Annotated in this window: 22 protein-coding genes and 2 pseudogenes; 11 read left to right on the top strand and 13 right to left on the bottom strand. The window is 41.2% G+C overall.

Annotated elements, in window-relative coordinates; translation table 11 throughout:
• Positions 1 to 41: 41 nt before the first annotated feature.
• Together V7K46_RS11885 and V7K46_RS11880 are read right to left on the bottom strand one after the other, a co-directional pair.
• Positions 42 to 407 carry a DOPA 4,5-dioxygenase family protein gene (locus V7K46_RS11885; RefSeq protein WP_334722462.1) on the bottom strand — a complete coding sequence of 122 codons (366 nt, stop codon included), beginning with the start codon at positions 405 to 407 and terminating at the stop codon, positions 42 to 44.
• A 235-nt stretch (positions 408 to 642) separates the two neighbouring features.
• Positions 643 to 1176: a universal stress protein gene (locus V7K46_RS11880; protein ID WP_335113439.1), complete on the bottom strand. Its 534-nt coding sequence runs from the start codon at positions 1174 to 1176 to the stop codon at positions 643 to 645.
• 380 nt (positions 1177 to 1556) lie between these two features.
• On the opposite strand from V7K46_RS11880, the gene V7K46_RS11875 reads away from it, so the two are divergent.
• Both V7K46_RS11875 and V7K46_RS11870 read left to right on the top strand, forming a co-directional pair.
• Positions 1557 to 1805 (top strand): helix-turn-helix domain-containing protein, encoded by a 249-nt coding sequence (locus V7K46_RS11875; protein ID WP_335113249.1) that lies wholly within the window; start codon positions 1557 to 1559, stop codon positions 1803 to 1805.
• Entirely contained in the window at positions 1787 to 2476 is a 690-nt protein-coding gene (locus V7K46_RS11870; protein WP_335113437.1) for a BglII/BstYI family type II restriction endonuclease, read from the top strand. The genes V7K46_RS11875 and V7K46_RS11870 overlap by 19 nt, the downstream gene beginning before the upstream one ends.
• A gap of 11 nt (positions 2477 to 2487) precedes the next feature.
• Here the strand turns inward: V7K46_RS11870 and V7K46_RS11865 are convergent, their stop codons facing one another.
• Both V7K46_RS11865 and V7K46_RS11860 read right to left on the bottom strand, forming a co-directional pair.
• On the bottom strand, positions 2488 to 3597 hold the full coding sequence (locus tag V7K46_RS11865; protein WP_335113247.1) for a DNA-methyltransferase: 1110 nt from the start codon (positions 3595 to 3597) through the stop codon (positions 2488 to 2490).
• A 183-nt stretch (positions 3598 to 3780) separates the two neighbouring features.
• Positions 3781 to 3993 (bottom strand): hypothetical protein, encoded by a 213-nt coding sequence (locus V7K46_RS11860; RefSeq protein WP_335113244.1) that lies wholly within the window; start codon positions 3991 to 3993, stop codon positions 3781 to 3783.
• A gap of 119 nt (positions 3994 to 4112) precedes the next feature.
• Between V7K46_RS11860 and V7K46_RS11855 the strand changes: the two genes are divergently transcribed.
• The gene (locus tag V7K46_RS11855; protein WP_335113242.1) at positions 4113 to 4355 is read left to right on the top strand and encodes a helix-turn-helix domain-containing protein; all 243 of its coding nucleotides are present in this window, start codon (positions 4113 to 4115) and stop codon (positions 4353 to 4355) included.
• Positions 4356 to 4450: 95 nt separating this feature from the next.
• On the opposite strand, the pseudogene V7K46_RS11850 reads toward V7K46_RS11855, so the two are convergent.
• From V7K46_RS11850 to V7K46_RS11820, 7 genes and pseudogenes are all read right to left on the bottom strand, one after another.
• A pseudogene (locus V7K46_RS11850) lies at positions 4451 to 5033 on the bottom strand (IS4/Tn5 family transposase DNA-binding protein); the annotation flags it as partial.
• Between the two features lie 337 nt (positions 5034 to 5370).
• Positions 5371 to 6234, bottom strand: coding sequence for an isocitrate lyase/PEP mutase family protein (locus V7K46_RS11845; protein ID WP_335113240.1), 864 nt, complete (start codon positions 6232 to 6234; stop codon positions 5371 to 5373).
• A 119-nt stretch (positions 6235 to 6353) separates the two neighbouring features.
• A complete protein-coding gene (locus V7K46_RS11840; RefSeq protein WP_335113238.1) occupies positions 6354 to 8930 on the bottom strand; it encodes a GAF domain-containing protein in 2577 nt (858 codons plus the stop codon).
• Between the two features lie 1083 nt (positions 8931 to 10013).
• Complete coding sequence (locus tag V7K46_RS11835) at positions 10014 to 10610, bottom strand: CPBP family intramembrane glutamic endopeptidase (protein WP_335113236.1); 597 nt, start codon at positions 10608 to 10610, stop codon at positions 10014 to 10016.
• Between the two features lie 140 nt (positions 10611 to 10750).
• Entirely contained in the window at positions 10751 to 11824 is a 1074-nt protein-coding gene (locus V7K46_RS11830; RefSeq protein WP_335113234.1) for a DUF3326 domain-containing protein, read from the bottom strand.
• Between the two features lie 349 nt (positions 11825 to 12173).
• Positions 12174 to 12356 carry a hypothetical protein gene (locus V7K46_RS11825; RefSeq protein ID WP_335113232.1) on the bottom strand — a complete coding sequence of 61 codons (183 nt, stop codon included), beginning with the start codon at positions 12354 to 12356 and terminating at the stop codon, positions 12174 to 12176.
• A 139-nt stretch (positions 12357 to 12495) separates the two neighbouring features.
• On the bottom strand, positions 12496 to 12816 hold the full coding sequence (locus V7K46_RS11820; RefSeq protein ID WP_335113230.1) for a 2Fe-2S iron-sulfur cluster-binding protein: 321 nt from the start codon (positions 12814 to 12816) through the stop codon (positions 12496 to 12498).
• 186 nt (positions 12817 to 13002) lie between these two features.
• On the opposite strand from V7K46_RS11820, the gene V7K46_RS11815 reads away from it, so the two are divergent.
• Together V7K46_RS11815 and V7K46_RS11810 are read left to right on the top strand one after the other, a co-directional pair.
• Positions 13003 to 13494 carry a hypothetical protein gene (locus V7K46_RS11815; RefSeq protein WP_335113228.1) on the top strand — a complete coding sequence of 164 codons (492 nt, stop codon included), beginning with the start codon at positions 13003 to 13005 and terminating at the stop codon, positions 13492 to 13494.
• Between the two features lie 3 nt (positions 13495 to 13497).
• Positions 13498 to 14679: a GUN4 domain-containing protein gene (locus tag V7K46_RS11810; protein WP_335113226.1), complete on the top strand. Its 1182-nt coding sequence runs from the start codon at positions 13498 to 13500 to the stop codon at positions 14677 to 14679.
• Between the two features lie 45 nt (positions 14680 to 14724).
• Here V7K46_RS11810 and V7K46_RS11805 read toward each other — a convergent pair.
• Positions 14725 to 14934 (bottom strand): annotated as a pseudogene (locus tag V7K46_RS11805) (four helix bundle protein); the annotation flags it as partial.
• 946 nt (positions 14935 to 15880) lie between these two features.
• On the opposite strand from V7K46_RS11805, the gene V7K46_RS11800 reads away from it, so the two are divergent.
• From V7K46_RS11800 to V7K46_RS11780, 5 genes are all read left to right on the top strand, one after another.
• On the top strand, positions 15881 to 16276 hold the full coding sequence (locus V7K46_RS11800; RefSeq protein WP_335113224.1) for a hypothetical protein: 396 nt from the start codon (positions 15881 to 15883) through the stop codon (positions 16274 to 16276).
• Positions 16277 to 16486: 210 nt separating this feature from the next.
• Positions 16487 to 17383, top strand: coding sequence for a DUF4351 domain-containing protein (locus tag V7K46_RS11795; RefSeq protein ID WP_335113222.1), 897 nt, complete (start codon positions 16487 to 16489; stop codon positions 17381 to 17383).
• Between the two features lie 294 nt (positions 17384 to 17677).
• A complete protein-coding gene (gene acnB / locus V7K46_RS11790; protein ID WP_335113220.1) occupies positions 17678 to 20308 on the top strand; it encodes a bifunctional aconitate hydratase 2/2-methylisocitrate dehydratase in 2631 nt (876 codons plus the stop codon).
• A 57-nt stretch (positions 20309 to 20365) separates the two neighbouring features.
• Positions 20366 to 20812, top strand: a complete 447-nt coding sequence (locus V7K46_RS11785; RefSeq protein WP_335113217.1) for a DUF29 domain-containing protein — start codon at positions 20366 to 20368, stop codon at positions 20810 to 20812.
• 540 nt (positions 20813 to 21352) lie between these two features.
• Entirely contained in the window at positions 21353 to 21565 is a 213-nt protein-coding gene (locus tag V7K46_RS11780) for a type II toxin-antitoxin system HicA family toxin (protein ID WP_335113215.1), read from the top strand.
• A gap of 584 nt (positions 21566 to 22149) precedes the next feature.
• Here the strand turns inward: V7K46_RS11780 and purN are convergent.
• On the bottom strand, positions 22150 to 22809 hold the full coding sequence (purN, locus tag V7K46_RS11775; RefSeq protein ID WP_335113213.1) for a phosphoribosylglycinamide formyltransferase: 660 nt from the start codon (positions 22807 to 22809) through the stop codon (positions 22150 to 22152).
• Between the two features lie 24 nt (positions 22810 to 22833).
• On the opposite strand from purN, the gene V7K46_RS11770 reads away from it, so the two are divergent.
• A complete protein-coding gene (locus V7K46_RS11770) occupies positions 22834 to 23715 on the top strand; it encodes a carbohydrate ABC transporter permease (protein WP_335113211.1) in 882 nt (293 codons plus the stop codon).
• Positions 23716 to 23788: the final 73 nt, after the last annotated feature.

Raw genomic sequence — 23788 nt, 5'->3', positions numbered from 1 at the left:
CCCAGACCAGAACTTTTACACCATAAATTGGGCTACTTCCCTTAATTGGATAAAGTCGAACTAAGCTGTTGAAGAAACTTAATATTCAAATCTAGCTTTTCTCCCAACCATAGGGAATGAATCGCGTGGTCTGCGACAGCATCGCCTGTGTCAGGGTGGACGAGAATATCCAATCCCTCACGATTGAGCATTAACCAAGGAACGACTTTATCAAACTGATTCGGTAAGAAAGCAACTTGATACATTCCTTTTGGGTGAGGCCCAATGGGCTTGTCAAACCAGCGTCCGAGTTGCACATCAAACCTAGCGCCCAATCCTTCACGTACACGCGCAGCTACATCGCGACTTGCGGTATCGAAGTAAACATGAGCATGAAAACCAGTGATCTCGATAGTATCTTCTTTCATAGATCCGCTTTTCGCTCTCAACTCTAATTTTGGATAACGGACTTTTTCTTTCTCACTGAAAAAGCGATGTCTACGACGGGCTACGCCTACGCTCAATTTTAGCCTAATACCGTGCTGTTAAGGATCGTTTGTGGAGATTGACTCTACAGAGGTCATCGATTCAGGTAACAGGTAGGCGAGAATAAACCAAATTCAAAATTTGATTCGCTAAGATTTATGCAATATTAGTAGTTAGTTAACCCTGAAAGTTGGTTGAAGTTTTTTTTATAATTTCATCTGTTATCGGAGTAGCTGAAAGATGCACAACATGCACTGAACAAGAAGCATGGTGAAGAACGTAGTTACTCACACTACCGAGAAATAGTTCCATCAGCCCAGAACGACCCCGACGCCCCATGACAATTAGGTCAGCACCATAACTATGGGCTAAATCACAGATGATGCGACCAGGATTACCAATATTTTGTGTAAATTCCGTAGTTACACCTGCTGTGTTAGCTTCGACAGAGAAAGATTGCAGCATCTGGATTCCTTGATCTTTAAAGGTATCCCACTGCTGTTGGTATAACTCAAAGTTTTGACTGCTCAATCCCGGATAGTAGTCCAAATTAGACAGCATAGGGCCGTAAGGACTACCGTCTTCTTCGGGAGATAGGACATGCACTAACATTAAGCTAGCTTGTGTTAACTTTGCTAAACCCAACGCCTTCTCAAAAACTTGTTGCCCTATTTCCGAGCGATCTAATGCAACTAGAATCTTTTTAAACATCATATAGACCTCCGATTTCATTAGTAATTTGTCTTTACGATTTCGGGTTTCCCGATGCTGGATTGTCAAAAATGACCAATCCCTCAACTATGTTTAGCAACTTTTGAATTTTAAATTTCTTAAAGGTTTTTGCCCCATATTTATATATACAGCAAAACAATTTGAGGAACTTGTGAAGAAAGTAAAGATTTATCTATAATTATCAGGGAACATCCCGTTTTGGAACAAACATCTTTGGGCCCTCACCCTAAATTCCCTTCAGCTAAAAACCTATTTTGGGTTTATCCCATATTAGGTTTTAGAATTTAACAGAGTTCAGCAATATATACTAACTCTCATCGAGATCGAATAAACCATCGCCAGAAAAAAGGCAAGCTAAAGTGCCTAAATCAGTTTTCAGCGAAGAGTACAATCGGTTTCGCCAGCTACTTATCGAGGCCCGCAAAGCTACCAAGCTCACTCAAGCAGAGTTGTCGGCAAAGCTAGAGCTTCCGCAATCCTATGTATCAAAGTATGAACGTGGAGAGCGTCGTCTTGACTTGATTGAATTTTTACAAGTTGCCCAAGTCCTTGAAATAGATCCGCTGGCTTTTATCGAAGAACTGCTGAAATATCAAAAGGAGACGTAAAAATCATTATTCAATATGTTGACTTTAACGCAGCAGATACAATCATTAATACCCAATACCTGAACGAATGGCATGAGATTAGTACTATTCTCACTAGAATGCCTTTGCACATCAAGGCTTCAGATCAAGCTGGAATTCAGGGTAATGCAATATTCGATCCAGTAGGTACGAACGAATACATTAAAGCTGCCTTTATTCATGATGCTTGGCAATCAAATATACCTATTCCAGCACCTTATAGATTTTTAGGTACAGACGTTGATTTTGCTAAAACTGGCATCATCATTGAAATTCAATTTTCTAACTATCCATTCCTACTCAATAACACTTTGCGCTCAGAATTGTTCTTCAAAGTTAAAACTGAATTTGTTGGAAACCCGACTAATTTGGTAATTATGGTGACAAAGGCTCTGATGTTTCCTGCTTCCAATAGCACTCTTTATTACGAGCAAGCTGTTAATCAGTTAACAGCTTTGGCTAAAAACAAAGTTTTTGATATACCAATTAGACTGGTTGGATTATTTGAGCAACAAAATACAATAGTGCCCATTATCTGGACTGAGTATTTATTTAAAAGATATTCTAGAACTGTGAATACTAGAGTTAGTCGTGAATGCCAAATCATTGCTGGGCGTTCAGCCCGTAGTCGTTGTCTGCTTCGCTTATTGTAATAATTAATCTATTAACTCCATAATCTCAGTTCAATTTGTTCTACTTCTTCTACTTGCTTTACTATTGGATTTTGCAAAGAGGTCTTTTGGCCATTGCCATTAAGCTTTGGATCTACTGGAATTTCTTCACCTCTTAGATTAGCTGCAAAAGCAGATTCTTCATAGATTAATCTATCTTCCATTTCTTGCAAGTGATACTCTTCTGGATAAATTTTTGCTTTGCTGCGTTCTGAAGCTTTATTTCCTACTTGCAGATCAAAATTGAATTTATCAATAGATTGTCCAGTTTTTTCAACGTAATCGCGCAATGTTTTTAAATTGGGAAAAGAACCATTTTTATCTGGATTGCCACTGAGACGACGCAACGCAACTTGATGATATTTTGGTTCAATTTCTGACCCGATAAAATGGCGTTCATGATCTCTAGCAACCACTGCCGCAGTACCAGATCCCATAAATGGATCTAAAACAATATCATTTTCGTTGGTTGTAGCTAAAATAATTCTAGCTACCAAGTCTTCTGGAAATTGGCAGGGATGTATAGTTTGTTCTTCATGATTGTGTTTCACATTCCGAAATAGCCAAATATCACCAGGATTTTTACCTTCTGGATTACATGAAAGTTCCCCCTTCCGATTTCCTCGGTAATGTTTCTTGTTTTGATACTTTTGCGGAACTCTAATAGCATCTAGATTAAATTTATAGTTATCCGACTTAGTAAACCAAAGAATAGTTTCATGTCTACAAGAAAACTTTTTCTGGGCATGAAGACCATGTTGCCTAGCCCATATAATTCGGTTGCGAGGAATTAATCTGCATGACTCTAAAATCGGAAAAAAGCGAATATCCAAAGGAATTAGCATTCCTCGGTCAGAAAAAGCACCAACTTGCCAAAATAGCGAACCTGTATTTTTGAGAATTCGGCTACATTCAAGCAGCACAGCTGTTTGTTCTGCCAAATAAATCTGAAGAGCCTGTCTTGATTCGTATTCTTTGCCTAGATTATAGGGTGGAGAGGATACAACTAAGTCAACACATTCATCTGGCAGATTACTGAGCAGTTGTAAGCTATCTTCTAAGAGAATCTGGTCTAAGGGTAGATTCTCTCTATTAGTCTTCATTACGATACCTACCTTGCAAGTAATACTAGACTTTGGTCATCATAACCTAAAATAGGTTATTTACCAATTGTTGAGATAAATATTAATAGTAAGTAGAGTATAATACCCTACTTACTTTAATGATCTACCTTGCTGCTGTAAGCATACCCAAAGGCGATCGCAACACAATTATAGATACAATTATCAGTCTGTTGGAACGCTTCGGGTTAAAATTTTCATCACTTTGCCTGGTTCAGAAGCAGGTAAAAGCGGACTCCACTCGCTAATTTGTGCAAAACCCATTCTATAGAGTGTGTGAATGGTATTGGTGACAGTCTGGCGCGAACCAATGACAAGGAAACTAACAGGTTCTCGGTCTGAATCTGGTTGCATGGAAGATAGAGAGTTTTTGTTCATTTGAGTTGACCTCAATTGTTACTAAAATAATGTTCGCAACTACAAACATAACTAGTTTACCATCTCGTTCGTAATTACAAACATTTACTTGGTTATAAGCCTCTGACAAAATCGGAGGTATGGGAAAAGCAGGAAAAGCCCTCAAACGGGTACTAGAAATTTATAGCATCACCCAAAATCGATTGGCTGTAGTAATGGGAGTCAATCGTTCTAGTGTTTTTGGGTGGGTGAATGAGGTTGCAGATCCACCAGGTGATACAGTAGTGAAAATTCGCAAGGCACTACAGGAAATTGAGCCGGCTGCGGCTGAGGAGTTTGTCAAGCTGTTTTGGGTAGATTCAGAAAAGGATGAGGAACAGTAGTGAGTGAAGAATAGTAAATATCAAGTTCTATTTTATAGAATGACAAAAAAGAGGCGATCGCTTCATTAAGCTGGTTGATCGCTGCTTCTTGATTTACGAATAAGTAAATGAGAATTTTCTGGGCGTTTGAGACTAAATAAATCAAATATATCTGCTTCTGAATCGCCCATTGTCACCACTTTAATCTCTGATGATATCAATTTCTGCGTCACTTCTAATCCATCCAACCAACGTTGACTTTCTTTATCTTATATTTCCCGTTGACAGCGTTTTTTTGCAATTCCCAGATTTTCTTGTTCTCTTGCCCATACTTGCTGTTCAATAATTCCCAATGGAACTCCATTACTAGTGGCTGCTAATGTTGAATGGACTTTTAATCCTAATGATTTTCGGTGGTTAAGATAACCTAAACCTGTCGTTGCTGAATAAGATGTTAAATCTATGTTTGTTGTATCTTGAATTGCTAATACTATCGGATTTTCTTTGATTCTTTCAATTGTGCTGGCTATGTGAGCAAAACGAATATCATTTGGTTGAATATATGGTGATTTCCACAAAAAAGTGGTACGCTGCTATCCGGCTGCGCTGCTAAGTCTTCTACTATCCATATTAACCGCTTGTTTCTACGAAGTCTCCTAAGTCTGCCTGAGATAGTTCTTTAGCTGCCCACTTTTCCATGATGCCATTCCCCGCTTCTCTTCTCTCAACACTATACCTATCAAGCCTTTCAGACTTTTATTAAGTATCTTGTTTGATTGTTAAGAAAGATGCGGGTAATGGATAGCCGATGCTTTGGGGAGGGTTAGGGTGGGGTAATTCGAGAGTCCAAACCCAGGTTCGTAAGATATTTCCGAGTTGTGTGTATACCGTAGGCTCTTCGGGGAGGGGAGACAAAGCACAGCTTTGGCTCTTTGGGGTTCTTGGGGTTTAATAAGTAATCAAGCGGACATAATATAAAAAGTCATAAATAAACAGCTAATACTCTGTTGCATTTGGGTATGACGAGGAACAACAGTCATGATTTAAACTTCTGTTCTATTTGCAGATATTCAGGAACGCCGACGAGTTCTTGAAAATCTTGAAAGCTAGCCAAATCAGGTAATTCAGTAGTGCTTCCTTGTTCTTTTAAATGAAGAAAACAAGCAGTCATTACCTTTGTGACAGCTAGTAGGGCAGTCAGAGGGAAAAACACAATTTTGAAGCCCAACTGTTGTAACTTTGCCACAGAAACTTCGGGAGTTTTACCACCTTCAACGATATTAGCTACTAGTGGCACATCCGGGAAAGCTGCGGCGATCGCTTTTAATTCTTCAATAGACTGGGGAGCCTCTACAAATAGTATATCTGCACCAGCGGCAATGTAAGCCCGACCACGAGCGATCGCTTCGTCTAAACCTAGTGACGCACGGACATCAGTGCGAGCAATAATCACCAAACCGCTATCACCCCGCGCCTCCACAGCTGCTCTGATTTTACCAACGTGTTCTGCTTGGGAAATAACTTGTTTGCCCTCAAAGTGTCCACATTTTTTCGGCCATTCTTGGTCTTCTAGTAGTACACCAGCCACCCCCAACTGGACAGCATCCTTAATCGTGCGGACAACATTTAAAGCGTTGCCATAACCAGTATCTAAATCTGCAATTAGGGGAATATTCACCGACTGAGCAATTCGTCCCACACTATAGAGCATTTCGGTAGCAGTTACAAAACCGTAGTCTGGTAAACCCAGTGTGGAAGCGGCAATCCCAAAACCACTTGTAACCACTACTTCAAAACCTGTCTGCTCAACTACCTTGGCTCCCAGACAATCGTAAACACCTGGGATGATGATAATTTCAGGACGTGCAAGTAACTGTCGCAGTTTTTGAGAAGAAGACATAAAAAATTCAAAATTCAAAGTTCAAAATTCAAAATTGCAGAAACTTGAGTAGGACTTACGCACACTCTCCGATTTTTCGCTAATAACGGCGGTACTTTTGTTACTCTCTCATAAAGCTATTAATTATTAGCTTCAGCAGCTTCATACGCTTGTAGGAGCCTAGCATGATCGAGAGTAAATCCTACTTGCATGGCTATCTGGGTAAATAAATCAATCTCAGGCTGTTGCCAATCACGGGGCCCAGAACACTGATGTGCAATTAACAAGCCAAATAGCTGCTCATCTTTGATAATGGGTGCTACTAAATTTGCTTTCACAGAAAAGGATTCGAGCAGGCTAATGTGACAATCAGCCAAATCAGACTCATAAATGTTGTTGATTGCGACAACGCGACCAGACTGGTACTTTTCTACATAGCCTTGAGTGAAACAGGAGTCGTGGATTTTAGACCGCAAAACTTTGGGATAACCTGGAACCACTGATTCGGCAATTATAATTCCCAACCAATTAGCGTAAAAGCTATAAACCAGTACTCGGTCAGTACTCAGTGCTTTGCGAACCTCTTCTACGGTGGTTTTGATTACATCCTCTTCGTTGAGCGATTGGCGAATGCTGCGAGTAATATCCACTAGTAACTGACTTCGCATTCTTTCAGCTTCGATTCGTTGTAGGAGTCTTGCATGGTCGAGAGCAAATCCTACTTGTATAGCTATCTGGGCAAATAAATCAATCTCAGGTTGTTGCCAATCACGGGGTTTGGAGCACTGATGTGCAATTAATAAGCCAAATAGCTGTTCGTCCTTGAGAATGGGGGCTACTAAATTTGCTTTGACTGCAAAGGATTCGAGTAGGTTAATGTGACAATCAGCCAAACCGACTTCATAAATGTTGTTTATTGCCAGAACGCGACCAGACCGATACTCTTCTACATAACCTTCAGCAAAACATGGGTCTTCGATTTCAGCTCGCAAAACTTTTGGGTAAGTGAGGACAACTGATTCGGCAATCACAGTTCCAGACCAATTAGCATCAAAGCTATAAACCATCACTCGGTCAGTACTCAGTACTTTCCGAACCTCTTCTACGGTAGTTTTGAGAACATCCTCTTCGTTGAGCGATTGGCGAATGCTGCCGATAGTATCCGCCAGGAACTGACTTTGCACACCTTCAGCTTCGACTCGTTGCAGGAGTCTTGCATGGTCGAGAGCAAATCCCACTTGCATCGCTATCTGGGCAAATAAATCAATCTCAGGCTTTTGCCAATCACGGGGTCTGGAGCATTGATGTGCAATTAATAAGCCAAATAACTGTTCATCTTTAAGAATAGGTGCGACCAAATTTGCTTTAACAGCAAAGGATTTGAGTAGGTTAATGTGACAATCAGTTAAATCGGTTTCATAAATGTTGTTTGTAGCTTGAACACGACCAGACTGATACTTTTCTACATAGCTCTGAGCAAAACATGGGTCTTGGATTTCAGCTCGCAAAACTTTGGGATAACCTGGAACCACTGATTCGGCAATCACAGTTCCAACCCAATTAGCATCAAAACTATAAACCAGTACTCGGTCAGTACTCAGTGCTTTGCGAACCTCATCTACAGTGCTTTTGAGCACATCCTCTTCGTGGAGTGATTGGCGAATGCTGCGGGTAATTTCGATAAATACCTCAGCTCTATCTGCCTTTGTATCTACCTGTTCTAAAAGCTTGGCGTAGTCAAGGGCAAATCCGACTTGCATACCTATCTGAGCGAATAAATCAATCTCAGACTGCTGCCAATAGCGAAGTCTAGAACACTGATGTGCAATCAATAAACCGTATAGCTGCTTGCCTTTGAGAATAGGTGCTACTAAATTAGATTTGACACCAAATTGCTCTAGCAACTCAATATCACCATCATTGAGATCGGCTTGATAGATATCATCAATAGCACGGATGCGACCATTCTCATATTTTTCTATATACCCTGCCTCGAACCAAGGATTAGAGATTGTAACCCCTAACATTTTCGGTAAACCAGCTGCTACTGATTCAGCAATAAAGGTTCCATTAGTGTTGGAGTTGAAGCAAAAGATGGTTACGCGATCAATGCTTAAAGCTTTACGAATTTCCTCTGATGTAGTTTTTAGAACATCTTCTTCATTGAATGATTCTCGAACCCAACGGGTAATTTTCATCAATAGTTGGGAGTAATCAGCTTCGGCTTCTCTCTGCTGTCCCAAAACTGAAAGCAGCTCTGTGAATAAGTTGATGTTTCTCTCTAACATCACTAATTCATCTTCGCTAGCGATGAAAGTTTTAGTAAAGTCACTGTCTGGACGTAGCTGATTTTTGATAATATTAGAAGTTACAGCAGCTTTGCTAACTCGACTAATAGCTCGATTAGCCATAAAAGTTGCGATCGCACCTGCCAAAATTGCAGTTCCTCCCATAGCAGTTAACAAGAGTGACAGTTGTCCCTGTAGAGCAAGTTCAGTTTGTGTTGAACTTTTCAGACTCTCTTGTTTGACTTGCGGAATTTGTTTGGTAATTAAATTAATGCCGTAGTAGTAAGTAGCTGTTCCAATTGCAACCACAGGAAGGACACTGATGCTTAGTGCCCAAACTATTGCTTTAGTCTTTAAACTCCATTTTTGTTGCCACAGCTTTTGTTGACGATTTTGTCTTGCTTGGGTTTGAGAAAAAGACTGACTCATAAATGAAACCTGGATTGCTGCAATTCAGAATCAAGTAAATAACCTCACCACCAAATTCTACACAAAACTTCTTAAATAAGGACTGGCTTTCAGGAGTATTTTGAGGCACTAACTTTTTACGTCATGCTCCATAATACTTTTGTCGGCTTTGACCTCAAAAAAATCCGGTCTGATTAACGGGCTTGTTAACAATAAAATGGCGATCGCTTTGTTTTTATATCTTATTTTCTCATCAGGTGTTGCGGTTTTTTGCAAGACAGTCAAACAATCTTTTTTTTTCAACAATAGTTATACAGAAGTTATACAGAAGTTATACAGAAGTTATACAGAAGTTATACAGAAGTCTCACAGTTAGCCTCCCCCGTAAGAAAGGGAAGGAATAATGCGAAAATAAGCCTTTAAGCCCTTGACAGGAGATAAGCTTAGTAACGATTCCTTAGGTTTCGAGGAATTGTCTTGGGAATATTTCACCCATTTAGATCAATTAAGACACAAGCTGAAACAGGTTCTTGATTCTATTTCCACGCAAGCGATACCTACGGCGGTAAACTACGCATCGAGAGAGTGGATGGGATTAGATCACAAGAGCTTTATTACAGCAGAATTCAAGTATTTGAACCACATCTGTCGTAGGGGCGCGAAGCCTTGCGCCCCTAGCGCGTGGTTTATTTACCTGAAAATAGCTGTAAGTGCAACTTTATAGAGAATTGGTATTAGAACGAGCCTTGGGCACTTTCTCTGAGAAAATGCTTATGGGAATTGGCTTTAATACGGCAAAGATAGCCGCGAATATGAGATGGCTGGTGGAGTCCGCAAAAGTGAACGTATCCGTAAAGGCAGAGCGACTCGCTTAAAAACTGTTGCCTAAAAAGCATCTAGCCAGAGCGGTCAAACCACGTAATTTATTTATTCTATGGTTGATAGTGTATGATGCCTGCGGTGGTCACTGAGCGGCTGGTGAGCGCACTTCTACTGAGCGGCTTGCCTTGAGCGTACCCCTACTCTTAAGCAAGCTACGCGCAGCGTCTCCAAGAGTTGCCAACTTGTGCCGAGCGAACGCACTAATTCCTACAAGCTCAAAATTTATTTTTTAATTGCAGACAATTGCGACATTTTCCAGAAATAGCTAGAAATCCAATTGGTAATAATGTGAGCGACAATTGGCACTAATAAGTTGCCCGTGAGCAGGGCGCTATATGCCAATATCATCCCGACAATTGTTGCCCAAATCACATAAGGCCATTGTTGGGAACCGCTAAGATGCAAGATGCCAAAGCAAAAACTAGATAAAATTACAGCTGTAAGATCAGAGCCTAAAGCTGGCAGCATCACACCTCTAAATAATAATTCTTCACTCAACCCCGGTAGTAAACCCAGCCAAATTAAATCTGGTAAGGCTAAGGGTTTCAGTACCACTTCTAGATAATAATCTGCACTTTTACGATAGGCAGTCCAAAGGCGATAAGTTAAGCCACTTAATGCGGTGATAACGAACCCCAACCCTACACCCAACAGCAGCTTTCTTTGGTTAAAGTCCCAAGAAAATATGGAAAAGTTGCCCAAGTGCAATAAAACTTTGGCGACTATCAACAAAATGATTGCAGTCGCTCCCATCGCCCCAAGTATTTGGATGCGCGTCAGGTATGGAATTTCTGGCTCTTGTTTGTGTTGTTCAACCACGGGTTTTTAAGGGGAGAGTGGGGCAGGGGGAGAAATAACTTATAATTTTTAACCTGTAGAGACGCGATTAATCGCGTCTCTACTCCTAACTCCTGTACAGACGCGATTAATCGCGTCTCCTAACTCCTGTACAGACGCGATTAATCGCGTCTCCTAACTACTGCCTGCAAAGGTAATAATTTGGGACAAAGAGCAGAGGGATTGATGCCTGCTTTGTGTGCTGCTAATATACCCACTGCTTCTAAATATGAGTTTACCTGTATAGATTTGATCCCCAAGGGTTGGGGAGGAACTTTTATCAGAGTTTTATTTTCTTCAACTGTAATTATTTGGCATCGTCTTTGGCTTAAACTCAATAAGGCACTGCCACCACAAGCAGTTGCAGGTACGATCGCAGCATCCACTTGATCTGCCCAAATATCTTCTTGCTCTGATGGGATCAGTCTTTTCTCTATTATAAATTGTGGGGCATGACTTAATCCTACAAGCACACACGGCAAAAAGGTATAGCCCAATTCTTCAGCGGCGGAACGGGGAGATAAATCAGGTTGTGGAGGTTCGCTCAAAAGGGCAGGAGAATGGGCGCAAGGAATTTGAAAGGTTCGCACTAGCAAATGGCTAATTACGGCTTCTGCACCCGCTAAAGGATCGACGCCTTCACCGTGGCGGTATTTCTGTACTGCTTCCTCATTTATATTATCGGGGAAACGGGCAACAACTGCGATCGCTTCTGCTCCCGCTTTCTTAATTAATATCTCAGCTGCCCGTAACAAGCTATCTGGGTTGCCAATTGTTCCCCAACTAGCTCCCGATGCTGTAGCCCGTAATTCTACATTTAATGGTGCATCAGTAATTACATAATCTGTTAAGGTCAATCCCAAAGTTGCTCTAGCTGCATCTGCTGCTTGTATATGTCGTAGTCGCAACTCTGGCTCAATGGCTTGGTCTAAAAGCAAACCTACTTTGTTGGTGCGGACTGGACGCAAACCCCAGCATCCAGCAGCAAATTTGTCAAGCCCGTAACCTTCAACATAGAAAGCATTTGGGAGATTCCAATACAAACTTGCACCATTAAGGACATTGGGGTGAGTAATTAGGCGATCGCAAACCTGCGCTATAACTTTGGCAACAGGTAAAGCATCTCCGGCATAACCCCCAATGGCAGCCCCAACGCCAGTTGGTACAATTAAGATAGCTGTGTATGGACGATTCATCTTAAGTTATCAGTGCCCAGTTGTGAGTTATGAGTAAAAATTATAATTACTTCTCACTCTCTAGGGCTATTTCGTTCTACACATGAACCGCCCAGAACTAAAGTTTTGCGCCTCATAACTTACAGCTATTTTCAGGTAAATAGACCACATTAACCGTAGGGGCACAGCAATGCTGTGCCCTTACAGTGTGGTTCAAATACGTGAAAGCTGCTGTAAAGTCCGTTTTAAGGGACTATAACCTTTTCTCAGTCGTCTTTAGACTGGTGAATTCATTCTGAGGCAGGCTAAATGAAAATGAAATAGTCTTTGTTTACTCTCAACTATCAACTTCTAACTCAGCACTCACTACTCAAGACTGGGTATCCTTTGTAACTACGGCTTCAACTATAGCTTTTTGTTTGTCAACATCCACAGAGGTAACTGCCCAACGGAGGGGTTCCCCTTGTTTATTCAACTCTGTTTCAATTACTTTTAATAATTCTGCGGGAGTTTCTTGTAAATCAATTTCTGCGGTAATAAAATGAGTCGTCATCTTGGTAAATCCTGTTGATTTGTAGTTTATAGAATAGCTGATATCAGTTGCTCTGAAATATTTATGTTATTTATCAGATTTGGTAATGCAAGTGAACAGTTATCAATAATCAACCCAAATACTGATAACTGTTTACTGATTATTGGTCTTTGCCAAATTGTAACTGATAAAGTACATCTTCTTTTTCCGTCTGAACTTTCAAATCAGAAAGGGGTTTGGCAATACAAAGCAATACGTAACCTTGCTTTTGCAAATCTGGACTAACGCCCATACCATCAGTTTGATCCACAGTTCCCTCACTTATTTGACCGGCGCAAGTTGTGCAAACACCTGCATGACAGGAACTCGGCAAATCCAAACCCGCAGCATCGGCAACTGATAAGATAGTTTCATCTTCAGGAACTTGCAAGGTGTGAATTTCGCCTTGGTGATGAATTTCTACGGTGTAACTTTTGGGCATATACAAAGGAAGGTGATGCAACGAACAAATTTATTATTTTATCTGAATTAGTTAAAAATATCTAGATAATAGCATAAAAGTTTAGGTTAAATACTGAGATTATAGTCACTAATTCTGAACAATTTTTAGACTAGTAACATTAATTACTATAATTAGAATTATTAGTTAAATTTACTATAAATATATATGCGCGATCGCGTTTCTTTAGAGACTGTATCTGTAAGTCTGCCTTTTGGCATTGGTTCGATGGCTTGGAAAGTTGACACCACACAAAAGAAGGCGGCTTGGTCGCTTTATGTGGAATTGGTGACGCGCATTGCTGTGCAACCATTAGAAGTTGACCAGGGTTTGGTACGAGAAGCGATGAACTCTCTTTATAGTTTATTTGGTACAACCCGCGAAGTTCTCAAAGCCGCCGGGCCGGATGTGGGTGCTGCTCGTGATTCAGTGGGGGGAATTGCGATCGCAGTGTTGAATAATGGGTTAAGGCCGTTTTTGGCTAAATGGCATCCGTTGTTACAAGCGTGGGAAGCTAGACGACCTGTGGGGGTGAGTCCCAAGGAACATGAGCAGAGTTGGTTGGAGGAACCCAAGTTGCGAAGTGAGTTAGAAGTTTTGCGCGGTGGGTTGGAAGATTACGCTAAGGCGTTGGCAAAAATTGCTGGCGTAGAGGAGTAAACGATGGAACAGTTTGATGTGTTTCTTGCTCACAATAGTCTGGATAAACCTCTAGTGAGAGAAATTGCTCAAAAACTTAAGCAGCAACAACTAAAGCCTTGGTTAGATGAGGAGCAAATTCTTGGGGGAGACACAATTTTAGAAAAAGTTTACAGAGGAATTACTCAATCTAAAACAGGTGCTTTTTTTATTAGTCGAAATGGATTGGGAAATTTCCAAGAGAATATCGAACTATACACAGTAATAAATTGGTTTCTTAGGCAGCAGGGAAAATCAAAAAGTTTTCGTATGATTCCTATCCTCCTTCCTGGAGTAACCAAGATACCAGATAAAATAGCGCATCTTGAGATATGGCGCTGGATTCAGTTTAGTAGTCCGAGTGACGAATCCGCATTACAAGATTTGATACGAAGTATTAGACCTCCAGAAACACCATTTGAAATACCTTCCATCAATCCACCACGCAGAAGACAATTTTTGAAATGGGTGGGTTTGGGAACTTTAGGCTTAGTAACGCCAGTCGTGGGTAGAGGGATTTGGAGTCAACGACAAGATCAGCCTGTTGTAACAAATAATAAACCTACAAAGACTGAACCATCTCAGACTACAACACCAGAAACAAAGCCTACTAACAGTATCCCTCCAAGGGAGCAGCAGGGCGAACCCAACACACTTGAATCAGAGAAAGGCATTGACTATACCAGACTGCACAACCTACTAGCAGCAAAAAACTGGAAGGAAGCCGACCAAGAAACTTATTGGGTGATGAGTCAGGCTGTAAATAAGAAATATGGCGACTACTTTACCTTAAACGAACTATTAAATTTTCCTTGCACTGACTTACGCACAATTGACGGCTTATGGGTAAAATACAGCAATGGACACTTTGGCTTGAGCGTCCAGAAGGAAATTTACTTGAGTGTTGGCGGTAAAGCTGACGGCAACTCTTACGAAGAAGCCTGGGAGAAGTTTGGCAAAGACGTAGGATGGAGAGTAGAAAGTGGAAAGTGGTACTCGACAGTAACTTTTGATACCTCTTCCCCAAAGGGACACCTCCCAATTCATTTCGCGTTTTGGTTTGTAGTTGGGTGTTGGAGGGTTCTCTTCTCTCGCATTGAGACTTGTAACCCACCTTCCGCACCCCCAATTACCATGGACGGATATTACGGAGAGAATCATTTCTGATTTAATTAACAGCTTCAACCGGTATTTTGTTTCTTTTGCTTCTTTCAGAGCTATTGATTGCTTGCCGATAAAATCCCTATCACTTTCAGCAGACTGAGATTCTTCAATATTTGCGCCAATTGATGTCCCTGATCTGAATAACTGAGCAGCTAATAATCTTGGTGTTCCTGGTTGTTTATCTAAATAAGAACAAATTTTGGTTATTCTGACAGCGAATTTAAATGCTCTATCAGGAATTGGGATGTGATTACTCATACTAAAAAGTATATCAAAGCTCAAGTGTTATTTTTGACTTTTACTTCTCTACGAGAGGCTGCGCCAACGGCTACGCTCAGTACAAGTGACTTTTGACTTTTGACTTCCCCAAAGGGGCTGTGATAGCAGAAACCTGATTGAAAATTGCGTTTTGGGCGAGCCATGAAAAAATCGCTAAAATATCATGCTGCTATAATGCACTCACCAACAAACTTTTGAGAAAATGTTATAACTTTAACCCTTAATGTTACAACATTAAGCCTTAAGGTTATAACATTAAGCCTTGAAGCTAGAACATTCAGGCTTAAGGTTACAACATTCAGGCTTAAGGTTATATGATTAAGCCTTAAAGCTAGAACATCAAGCCTTCAGGTTACAACATTAAGCCTTAAAGTTAAAGCGATCGCTCATAGCGCTTCTCAATTGCATGGAATACAGACCATTTGTAGGGGCACAGCAATGATCAAAAGTATCAACTTAAGCTGAAATGCTTACCCAGTATACGTTTTCCCGCACCCCCAACCCTTCCCTTACCAAGCTACAGTGTACACAAAAGTCAAATTACCCCCCTTAATCCCCCCGTTTATTGGGGGGAAACAGGAAATCTAGTTCCCTCCCCTTGACAAGGGGAGGGTTAGGGTGGGGTAAAACTGACACCAATGAGCAATGCTGTGCCCTATTGTGTATTGCATCCAATACTAGTACCACTATAGAAGTAAAAGTGCGTAGTTTACTGCCGTAGGCATCGCTTTTGCAACAACATTGTAGTTTTCGTACAACTTAAACATAATATTATTTCACTGAAAATCAACCTTTCGTGATTAAAATCCGAGAAATCACGGGCATTAATAAAAACTTTTACTCAGAAAAATGTGCTTTTTGCTGAACCAGAATACAGGTCAATTAAGACAAAATAGTTCTGTAGAGCTATTAAAGGTGTAAAATTGTGCCTCGAACAAAACGTAGTTCCCGGATTCTAGAAAAAGCTGAATTTAGAGTTGCCGGACTGAAAGCTATCGATCCAAATATCAATTTTGATGATACTTACAGCTTGCAAAACCTGAGTCAATTAATAGAGAATTTTCACAATATGCTTGATGATTATAATGCTGCTATAGCTATGATTGAATCTTCTAGAAAAAAGCTGGATGAGATGGAAAAAACCTTAAATCAGGTTTCAGACAAAATGCTGGTGGGCGTTGGTTTTAAGTACGGCAAAAACAGCGATGAATATGAACTTGCAGGTGGCGTTAGAGACAGCGAACGCATCCGTAAAAGCAGATTGACACGCTTGAAAGCTAACACAGATAAAACATCAAATGAAAATGCAATAACCGCTTAGTACCATTGCGCGGAAGTTTAAGCGAGTAAAGTTAAGTGCATTTTGGGCGAGGTAGAAAAAATTAAAAGTAATGAGCCAAATGTGACATTCAAGGTGTCTAGATCCCTGACTTCTTTGAGAAGTCGGGGATCTATTGTCTCACGAATGATTCAGGACTGCTATATAATAAAACTTTGCATTAACCCAGAACTTCCGCAATCTTAAAATTGGATGACCCGGTTTATACATGATAAATTTGCTAAAGACTATCTAGAAGAATTATTAAAAGATTACGGAGAAGTCAAAGCATCAGAAAAAGTTGCAGGAGAGATTAAAGAAATAGATGTTTTATTCACTCCTACCAAACAGCAAAACTCTAATTTACAAATACTCGGTTTGTTAGGAAGATTGGCTGAACATCCTGCAATAATAGAACCATACCGCAATCCAGCTTCTACCGATGAGATATGCGACTGTATTCTAAAATTATTAGAAGTCAAGGCTTTATTGCGACGAGAAGCTAAAGCTAATAAAACCAGACTTCAAGACTCAGATATTCCCAAATTGTGGGTTCTTACACCTACCATATCTGAAACTAGATTGTTTAGCTTTGGAACTCTGCAAAAAGAAGGTTGGTTGTCGGAAGTGCATTTCCTACCAGATGCCTTACGGACAGTAATTGTGGCGATACACCAACTACCGCAAACACCGGAAACTTTGTGGTTGAGGCTTTTAGGTAGGGGAAGTGTGCAATCACAAGCGATTATCGAGTTACAAGGGTTACCATTAGATTATCCATACCAGAAAGAAACTCTTGAATTAGTTTACAACTTGCGCGAAAACTTGAGAGTAAATCAAGAATTAGAAGCAGATGATAAGGAGTTAATTATGCGATTAGAACCACTTTATCAAAGAGATAGAGAACAAGCTATACAAGAAGGAAATAAACAAGGAGAACAACGTTTAGTTTTACGCTTACTCAATCGCCGTATTGGTGAGATTGATACATCATTACTTGAGCAAGTTAAAGTTTTATCGCTTGAACAATTAGAAAATTTAGGAGAAGCATTACTAGACTTTTCTAGTGTTGCTGATTTAGAAACTTGGTTAAACCAACAATCAATCTAATTCATTATTACTACACCTGGCGACTAAAAGTCGCGGCTATACAGACAAAACCCACCTCCGTGGGTTAAAAATTCTTGATATCCTCTTAGTCCACGGAGGTGGACTTTGTTTGCGTAGTAGCGAATTTTATTCGCCTAATACTTTTCAAACTATACCTTCAGTATAAAAAAAGTTGCTAATAACCGATTACCAGTAAGGCTTTCAGTAATAAAAGTAAGCTAAACTTTTATAGCCAAGTCTTGCCTAAAAATATTTCATAATTAAAGGGAGAAAAGCCCAATGGAGAAGATGAAAATGCTGGAATCATATCGTAAACACGTTGCCCAAAGAGCAGCACTCGGTATTCCCCCTTTACCATTGGATGCAAAGCAAACCTCAGAATTATGTGAATTACTGAAAGATCCGCCAAAGGGTCAAGAGGAGATATTATTACATTTATTGAGCGATCGCGTTTCTCCAGGTGTTGATCCAGCAGCTTATGTCAAAGCTGGATTTCTCACCGCGATCGCCAAAAAGGAAATCACCAGTCCCTTGATTTCGCGCATAGAAGCGGTGCATTTGCTGGGGACGATGGTAGGTGGTTACAATGTGCAATCTTTAATCGATTTGCTGCAATTTCCCACCGTATCCGTTTCAGACTCATCTGAAACACCTCTGGTAATGGGTGGACAAGGAAAGGAACCCATCGCCGCCTACGCCGCCAACGCCTTAAGCAGAATTCTCTTGGTGTACGACGCCTTCCACGATGTTTTAGAGTTGTCTAAAACAAATCCTTTCGCCAAGCGGGTGATTGACTCTTGGGCTGAAGCTGAATGGTTTACCCTTCGCCCCACAGTACCAGAAGCGATTACTGTCACCGTTTTTAAAGTTACTGGCGAAACCAATACCGATGACTTATCCCCCGCCCAAAGTGCCACAACTCGCCCAGATATTCCCTTGCACGCCTTAGTGATGTTAGAGTCACGGCAACCGGGAAGTTTGAAAACCATTGCCGAACTGAAGAAAAAAGGGCATCCTGTAGCTTATGTGGGAGATGTAGTTGGTACAGGTTCCTCGCGTAAATCTGCCATTAACTCCGTATTGTGGCACATGGGAAATAATATACCTTTTGTGCCAAACAAACGCGCTGGGGGTTATGTTTTAGGTGGTGCGATCGCGCCTATTTTCTTTAACACAGCAGAAGATGCCGGTGCTTTGCCTATCCAGTGCGATGTCACCAAACTGGAAACTGGCATGGTGATTACCATCCATCCCTACAAAGGCGAAATCACCAATGAAGCAGGTGAAGTCATTTCCACCTTCGCCCTCAAACCTGACACCATCCTCAATGAAGTTCGCGCAGGTGGACGCATCCCCCTACTTATTGGACGTACCCTCACCGACAAAACTCGTCTTGCACTTGGTTTAGAACCCAGCACCGTTTTCACCCGTCCCCAGCAAGCCATTGATACAGGTAAAGGCTACAGCCTAGCCCAGAAAATGGTAGGTAAAGCTTGCGGATTACCAGGTGTGCGTCCCGGCACATCCTGCGAACCGATCATTACTACCGTTGGTTCCCAAGATACCACAGGCCCGATGACCCGCGACGAATTGAAAGAACTCGCCTGTCTTGGCTTCAGTGCAGACTTAGTGATACAAAGTTTCTGCCACACAGCAGCTTATCCCAAACCGGTAGACATCCAAACTCATCACGAACTCCCCGACTTCTTTGCTTCTCGTGGCGGTGTCGCCCTCCGTCCCGGTGATGGTATCATCCACTCTTGGTTAAATCGGATGCTGCTACCCGACACCGTGGGAACTGGCGGCGACTCTCACACCCGCTTCCCCTTGGGTATTTCCTTCCCCGCCGGTTCTGGGTTGGTAGCTTTTGCAGCCGCCTTGGGTGTCATGCCTTTAGATATGCCAGAGTCAGTATTGGTAAGATTTAAAGGTGAATTGCAACCAGGTATCACCCTGCGGGATGTGGTAAATGCCATTCCCTATGTGGCAATTCAAAAAGGTTTGCTGACAGCAGAGAAGCAGAATAAGAAAAACGTTTTCTCCGGGCGAATTCTGGAAATAGAAGGATTGCCAGATTTAAAAGTTGAACAAGCCTTTGAACTCACTGATGCTAGTGCCGAACGTTCTTGTGCCGGATGTACAATTAAGCTGAGTGTAAAGACAATTTCGGAATATCTGCGTTCTAACGTCGCGTTGCTAAAAAATATGATAGCACGGGGCTATCACGATCCGCGTACCATGCTGCGCCGTGTGGCAAAGATGGAAGAATGGTTAGCAAATCCCGTGTTATTAGAAGGCGATGCTGATGCTGAGTATGCCGAAATAATTGAAATTGATTTGAACGAAATCAAAGAACCAATTGTAGCTGCTCCCAATGACCCCGATAATGTGAAATTATTATCGGAAGTTGCTAATGATCCAGTGCAAGAAGTATTCGTCGGTTCTTGTATGACGAATATTGGTCATTATCGGGCAACAGCCAAAGTTTTGGAAGGCGCGGGTGAAGTGAAAACTCGCCTGTGGATTTCACCACCAACGCGCATGGATGAACACCAACTTAAAGAAGAAGGTGTCTACAGCATTTTTGGGGCTGCGGGTGCTAGAACAGAAATACCAGGATGTAGTTTGTGTATGGGTAATCAGGCGCGAGTTGCTGATGGCACAACAGTGTTTTCAACCTCTACCCGCAACTTCAATAATCGCATGGGTAAAGATGCGCGAGTGTATCTTGGTTCAGCAGAATTAGCCGCAGTTTGTGCGCTGCTGGGACGGCTTCCCGCAGTGCAGGAATATTTGGATATTGTGGCGAGGAGAATTCATCCTTTTGCAGATGATTTGTATCGGTATTTGAACTTCGATCAAATTGTCGGTTTTGAGGATGAAGGGCGAGTGATTTCTAAGGAGGAGCAGGCTTTGTTGGTATAGTTTAATTAGGTGGGTGTTTTGCCCACCTGATTTTTAGCATTTCCAAGAGGAATATTAATGACCAGTCCATCTTTTACAAATGACAAAAATCTCTATGAACAAGATTTTTACTTGTGGACAAAAACCATTGCCCAACAGTTAAAAGAAAATAATTTTAATGAGATAGATATACATAATCTAATTGAAGAAATTGAAAGCATGGGGAGAAGTGAAAAACGCGAGTTAAAAAATAGATTAATTGTGCTATTAATGCACTTGCTAAAATGGCAATATCAAGCAGAAAAACGTAGTGAAAGTTGGCGCAGTACCATTTCTGAACAACGTATCTGTATTGAAACATTATTAGAAGATAGTCCGAGTTTGCAACCTCTACTTGCAGAAGTCTTTGAAGATTGTTATCAAAAATCTCGTCTTAGAGCATCTGATGAAACAGGGATTAAATTAAATTTTTTTCCTAAAGAATCTCCTTTTACATTAGAAGAAACTTTAAAAAATACTTATTAAATTGGAGGAATGGATTTTTACACAATAGTTTCAACAAAGCTTGATCTCCGCTTTGAGAATATGGTAATATTGTGTATAAACCTGAATATACTATCATGAAAACACATTTGGGTATGAAATTGCTGTAAGACTATACTAGTGTTGTTGCTCCTGATGACAACGGTACATTCATAGCATATGTTCCCGCTATTCCTAGCTGCCATGCTTGGGGAAAAACCCCAGATGAAGCTTGCAGAGAACTTGCTTGTGTGTTTGAGATGATTCAGGAAGAATACGAAGAAGAAGGACGCTTACTTCCGTCTAATGTAGAACTTATAGTAGCTTAAAGTTAAATATCTATAATCAGAAATTGTTTACTTATCAAGATTACTGAAGCTGAAACAGTTAACAAGAAGGTGTCAGTATGAGTATATCTTGACGCTTTAATTACTTGGTATTAAAATTGACTTATAGCCTAGATGAACCTTGACAATTGAATAGTGTGCTTGAAGAAGGCGATGATTTCTAACCGTGCAGCAAAGTTAAACCCAAGGTAAAACTGTGCCGCATAAGGTAAAAGTCATTGAGAAAGTTCTTAGCAATCTTGGCTTTGAAAAAGCTAAGAAGAAGTGCTCCCATGCTCGCTGGAAACATCCAGATGGACGAGCCACTACAGTTCCAAATCACGGTTGTAACGAGGTTGGGACTGGACTATTTAAGAAAATCCTTAAAGATATTTGCATAACTGAAGATAAATTTAATGATTTCATTTAAATAAAAATATTATTTATTATACCCATTTATTAAAAACTTAAATAAATAATATATGAGGAGCAACAAAATGATGCAGTATTTGTAAATTTATCCTAGATTGTCTGGGTAAGTCTAGGAAAATTTTATAAAAGCATCATCTATCAAGCACACAAATAATCTACAAACCCCTTTCTTACGTTTAAGAGGGATTTTTTTGTGTCTGCGCGATCGCACCCTCGCACTTCGCACACAGACCTAACCCCCCAACCCCCTTCCCTTGCAGGGAAGGGGGAGAAATCCGGCTCCCCTCTCCGCTTCAAAGAGGGGTTGGGGGAGAGGTCAATGGATGCGATCGTTAAGGACAAACATCATCTGGAAAATCTTAGTGGAGAAGTTTCCAGGTAGGAGCAATGTCGTGTAATCGCCGCAACCCACGCCAAATGGTTTTCACTCCAGGTTTACCATCACCTTTGCGTCCGATCTCCCCTCAATACATCGGGGGGATTAAGGGGGGTAATACGACTTGTGTATACACGGTAGCCCCGAAGAGCGGCGAGGGGTTGGGGATGGGGTTCTTTTATTATCGCCAACAACATCATGTATTTTTACGTTAGGCTTAGTGTAACTTTTGACGAAGAGGCTGCTAGAGCGATCGCTAATGGTAAAATTCGATGTTCCTGAATTTGAATCCTGGCGTGGAGTGTTTCTGCTGTATCATCTGGCAGTACTGGTACTGCGGCTTGCATTAATATTGGGCCGCTATCCATTTCTAAGCAAGCTATATGCGCTGTACAACCAGTAATTTTCACCCCAGATGCCAAAGCTTGTTCTACAGCATGGATTCCCTTGAAACTAGGTAACAAACTAGGATGGATATTAATAATCCTCTCAGGAAAGGCATCAATAAAAACTGACGTTACCAGTCGCATCCAACCTGCCAAAATCACCCATTCCACATCGTAATGCCGCAATGTCTGCACAATTTTCTCATCAAACTCTTCTCGATTTTGATAGTTGCGGTGATTCAATAAAACAGCTTCTACACCTCTATTCGCTGCTCTTACGGCTGCTTTCGCCGAGGGGTTATTGTAAATTAAAACTTGAATTTGAGCATTTAGCTGCCCATCTAGGATAGCTTGAGCAACTACATCAAAATTGCTGCCATTCCCAGAAGCCATAATTCCCAGTTTTAGAGGGGCGACTTGTTGGCAATCGCTAATGCTGGGAGAAACCAAGCTAAGGGTAGAATCAGGGCACAGGGTCATAACAGCTAAGAGGGTTAATTATAGATGCCAAAAATATATACTAAGCCGTGGTTGGATAATGATCCAGTAGCTGCCTGGATTTTTCTTACACCAGCACTAATTTTATTAGGCGTTTTTATTATTTGGCCGATCGCCTATTTGTTCTACCTCAGTTTCACTGCTGGTAGTTTCACTTTAAAAGGTACTTATTGGATAGGCTTAAAAAACTATTCGCGCTTGCTACTCAACCCCGACTTCTGGCAAGTTCTGGGTAACACCTTTTATTTTACGGTTGCCACCATCATTCCCAGTTTAGTTATCTCCTTGGGATTGGCAGTGCTATTAAACCGCTCCATTCCCTTGCGAGGCATCCTGCGAAGTGCCTATTTTCTACCTTCAATTATCTCACTTGTGGCAGCAGGTTTGGGATTTCGCTGGCTGTTTCAAACATCAGGGCCAGTTAACGGACTTTTAGATTTTTTCGGCATTCCAGCCATACCCTGGCTAGGAGACACATTTTGGGCAATGCCAGTACTTATTTTAATGAGTATTTGGAAACAACTAGGTTTCAATATGGTAGTTTTTTTAGCAGGGTTGCAAGCAATTCCCCCCAGTCGTTATGAAGCAGCAGATTTGGATGGAGCAAATGCTTGGCAACAATTTTGGTATATTACTCTGCCCGGATTGCGCCCAACTGTGATATTTGCAATCATCACTACCGCGATTTTTACATTGCGGAGTTTTGAGCAAGTTTATGTGATGACTGACGGTGGCCCACTGAATTCGACTAATTTGCTAGTTTACTACATTTACCAAGAGGCTTTTGGTCAGTTTGATTTTGGTTATGCAGCAGCAGTCGCAACGGTGTTACTAGGAGTGACGCTGGTACTCGTGTATTTGCAACTGCAAACTTGGGGAGAGGAGTAAGGGAGGCATACTTCTCTACGAGAGGCTGCGCCAACGACTGCGCTCAGTAACCGGTGGGGATTTTGGAAGTTGC

This window comes from Nostoc sp., assembly GCF_036917395.1.
Taxonomy (GTDB): domain Bacteria; phylum Cyanobacteriota; class Cyanobacteriia; order Cyanobacteriales; family Nostocaceae; genus Nostoc.
This window is presented reverse-complemented; position numbering and strand designations above follow the sequence as displayed.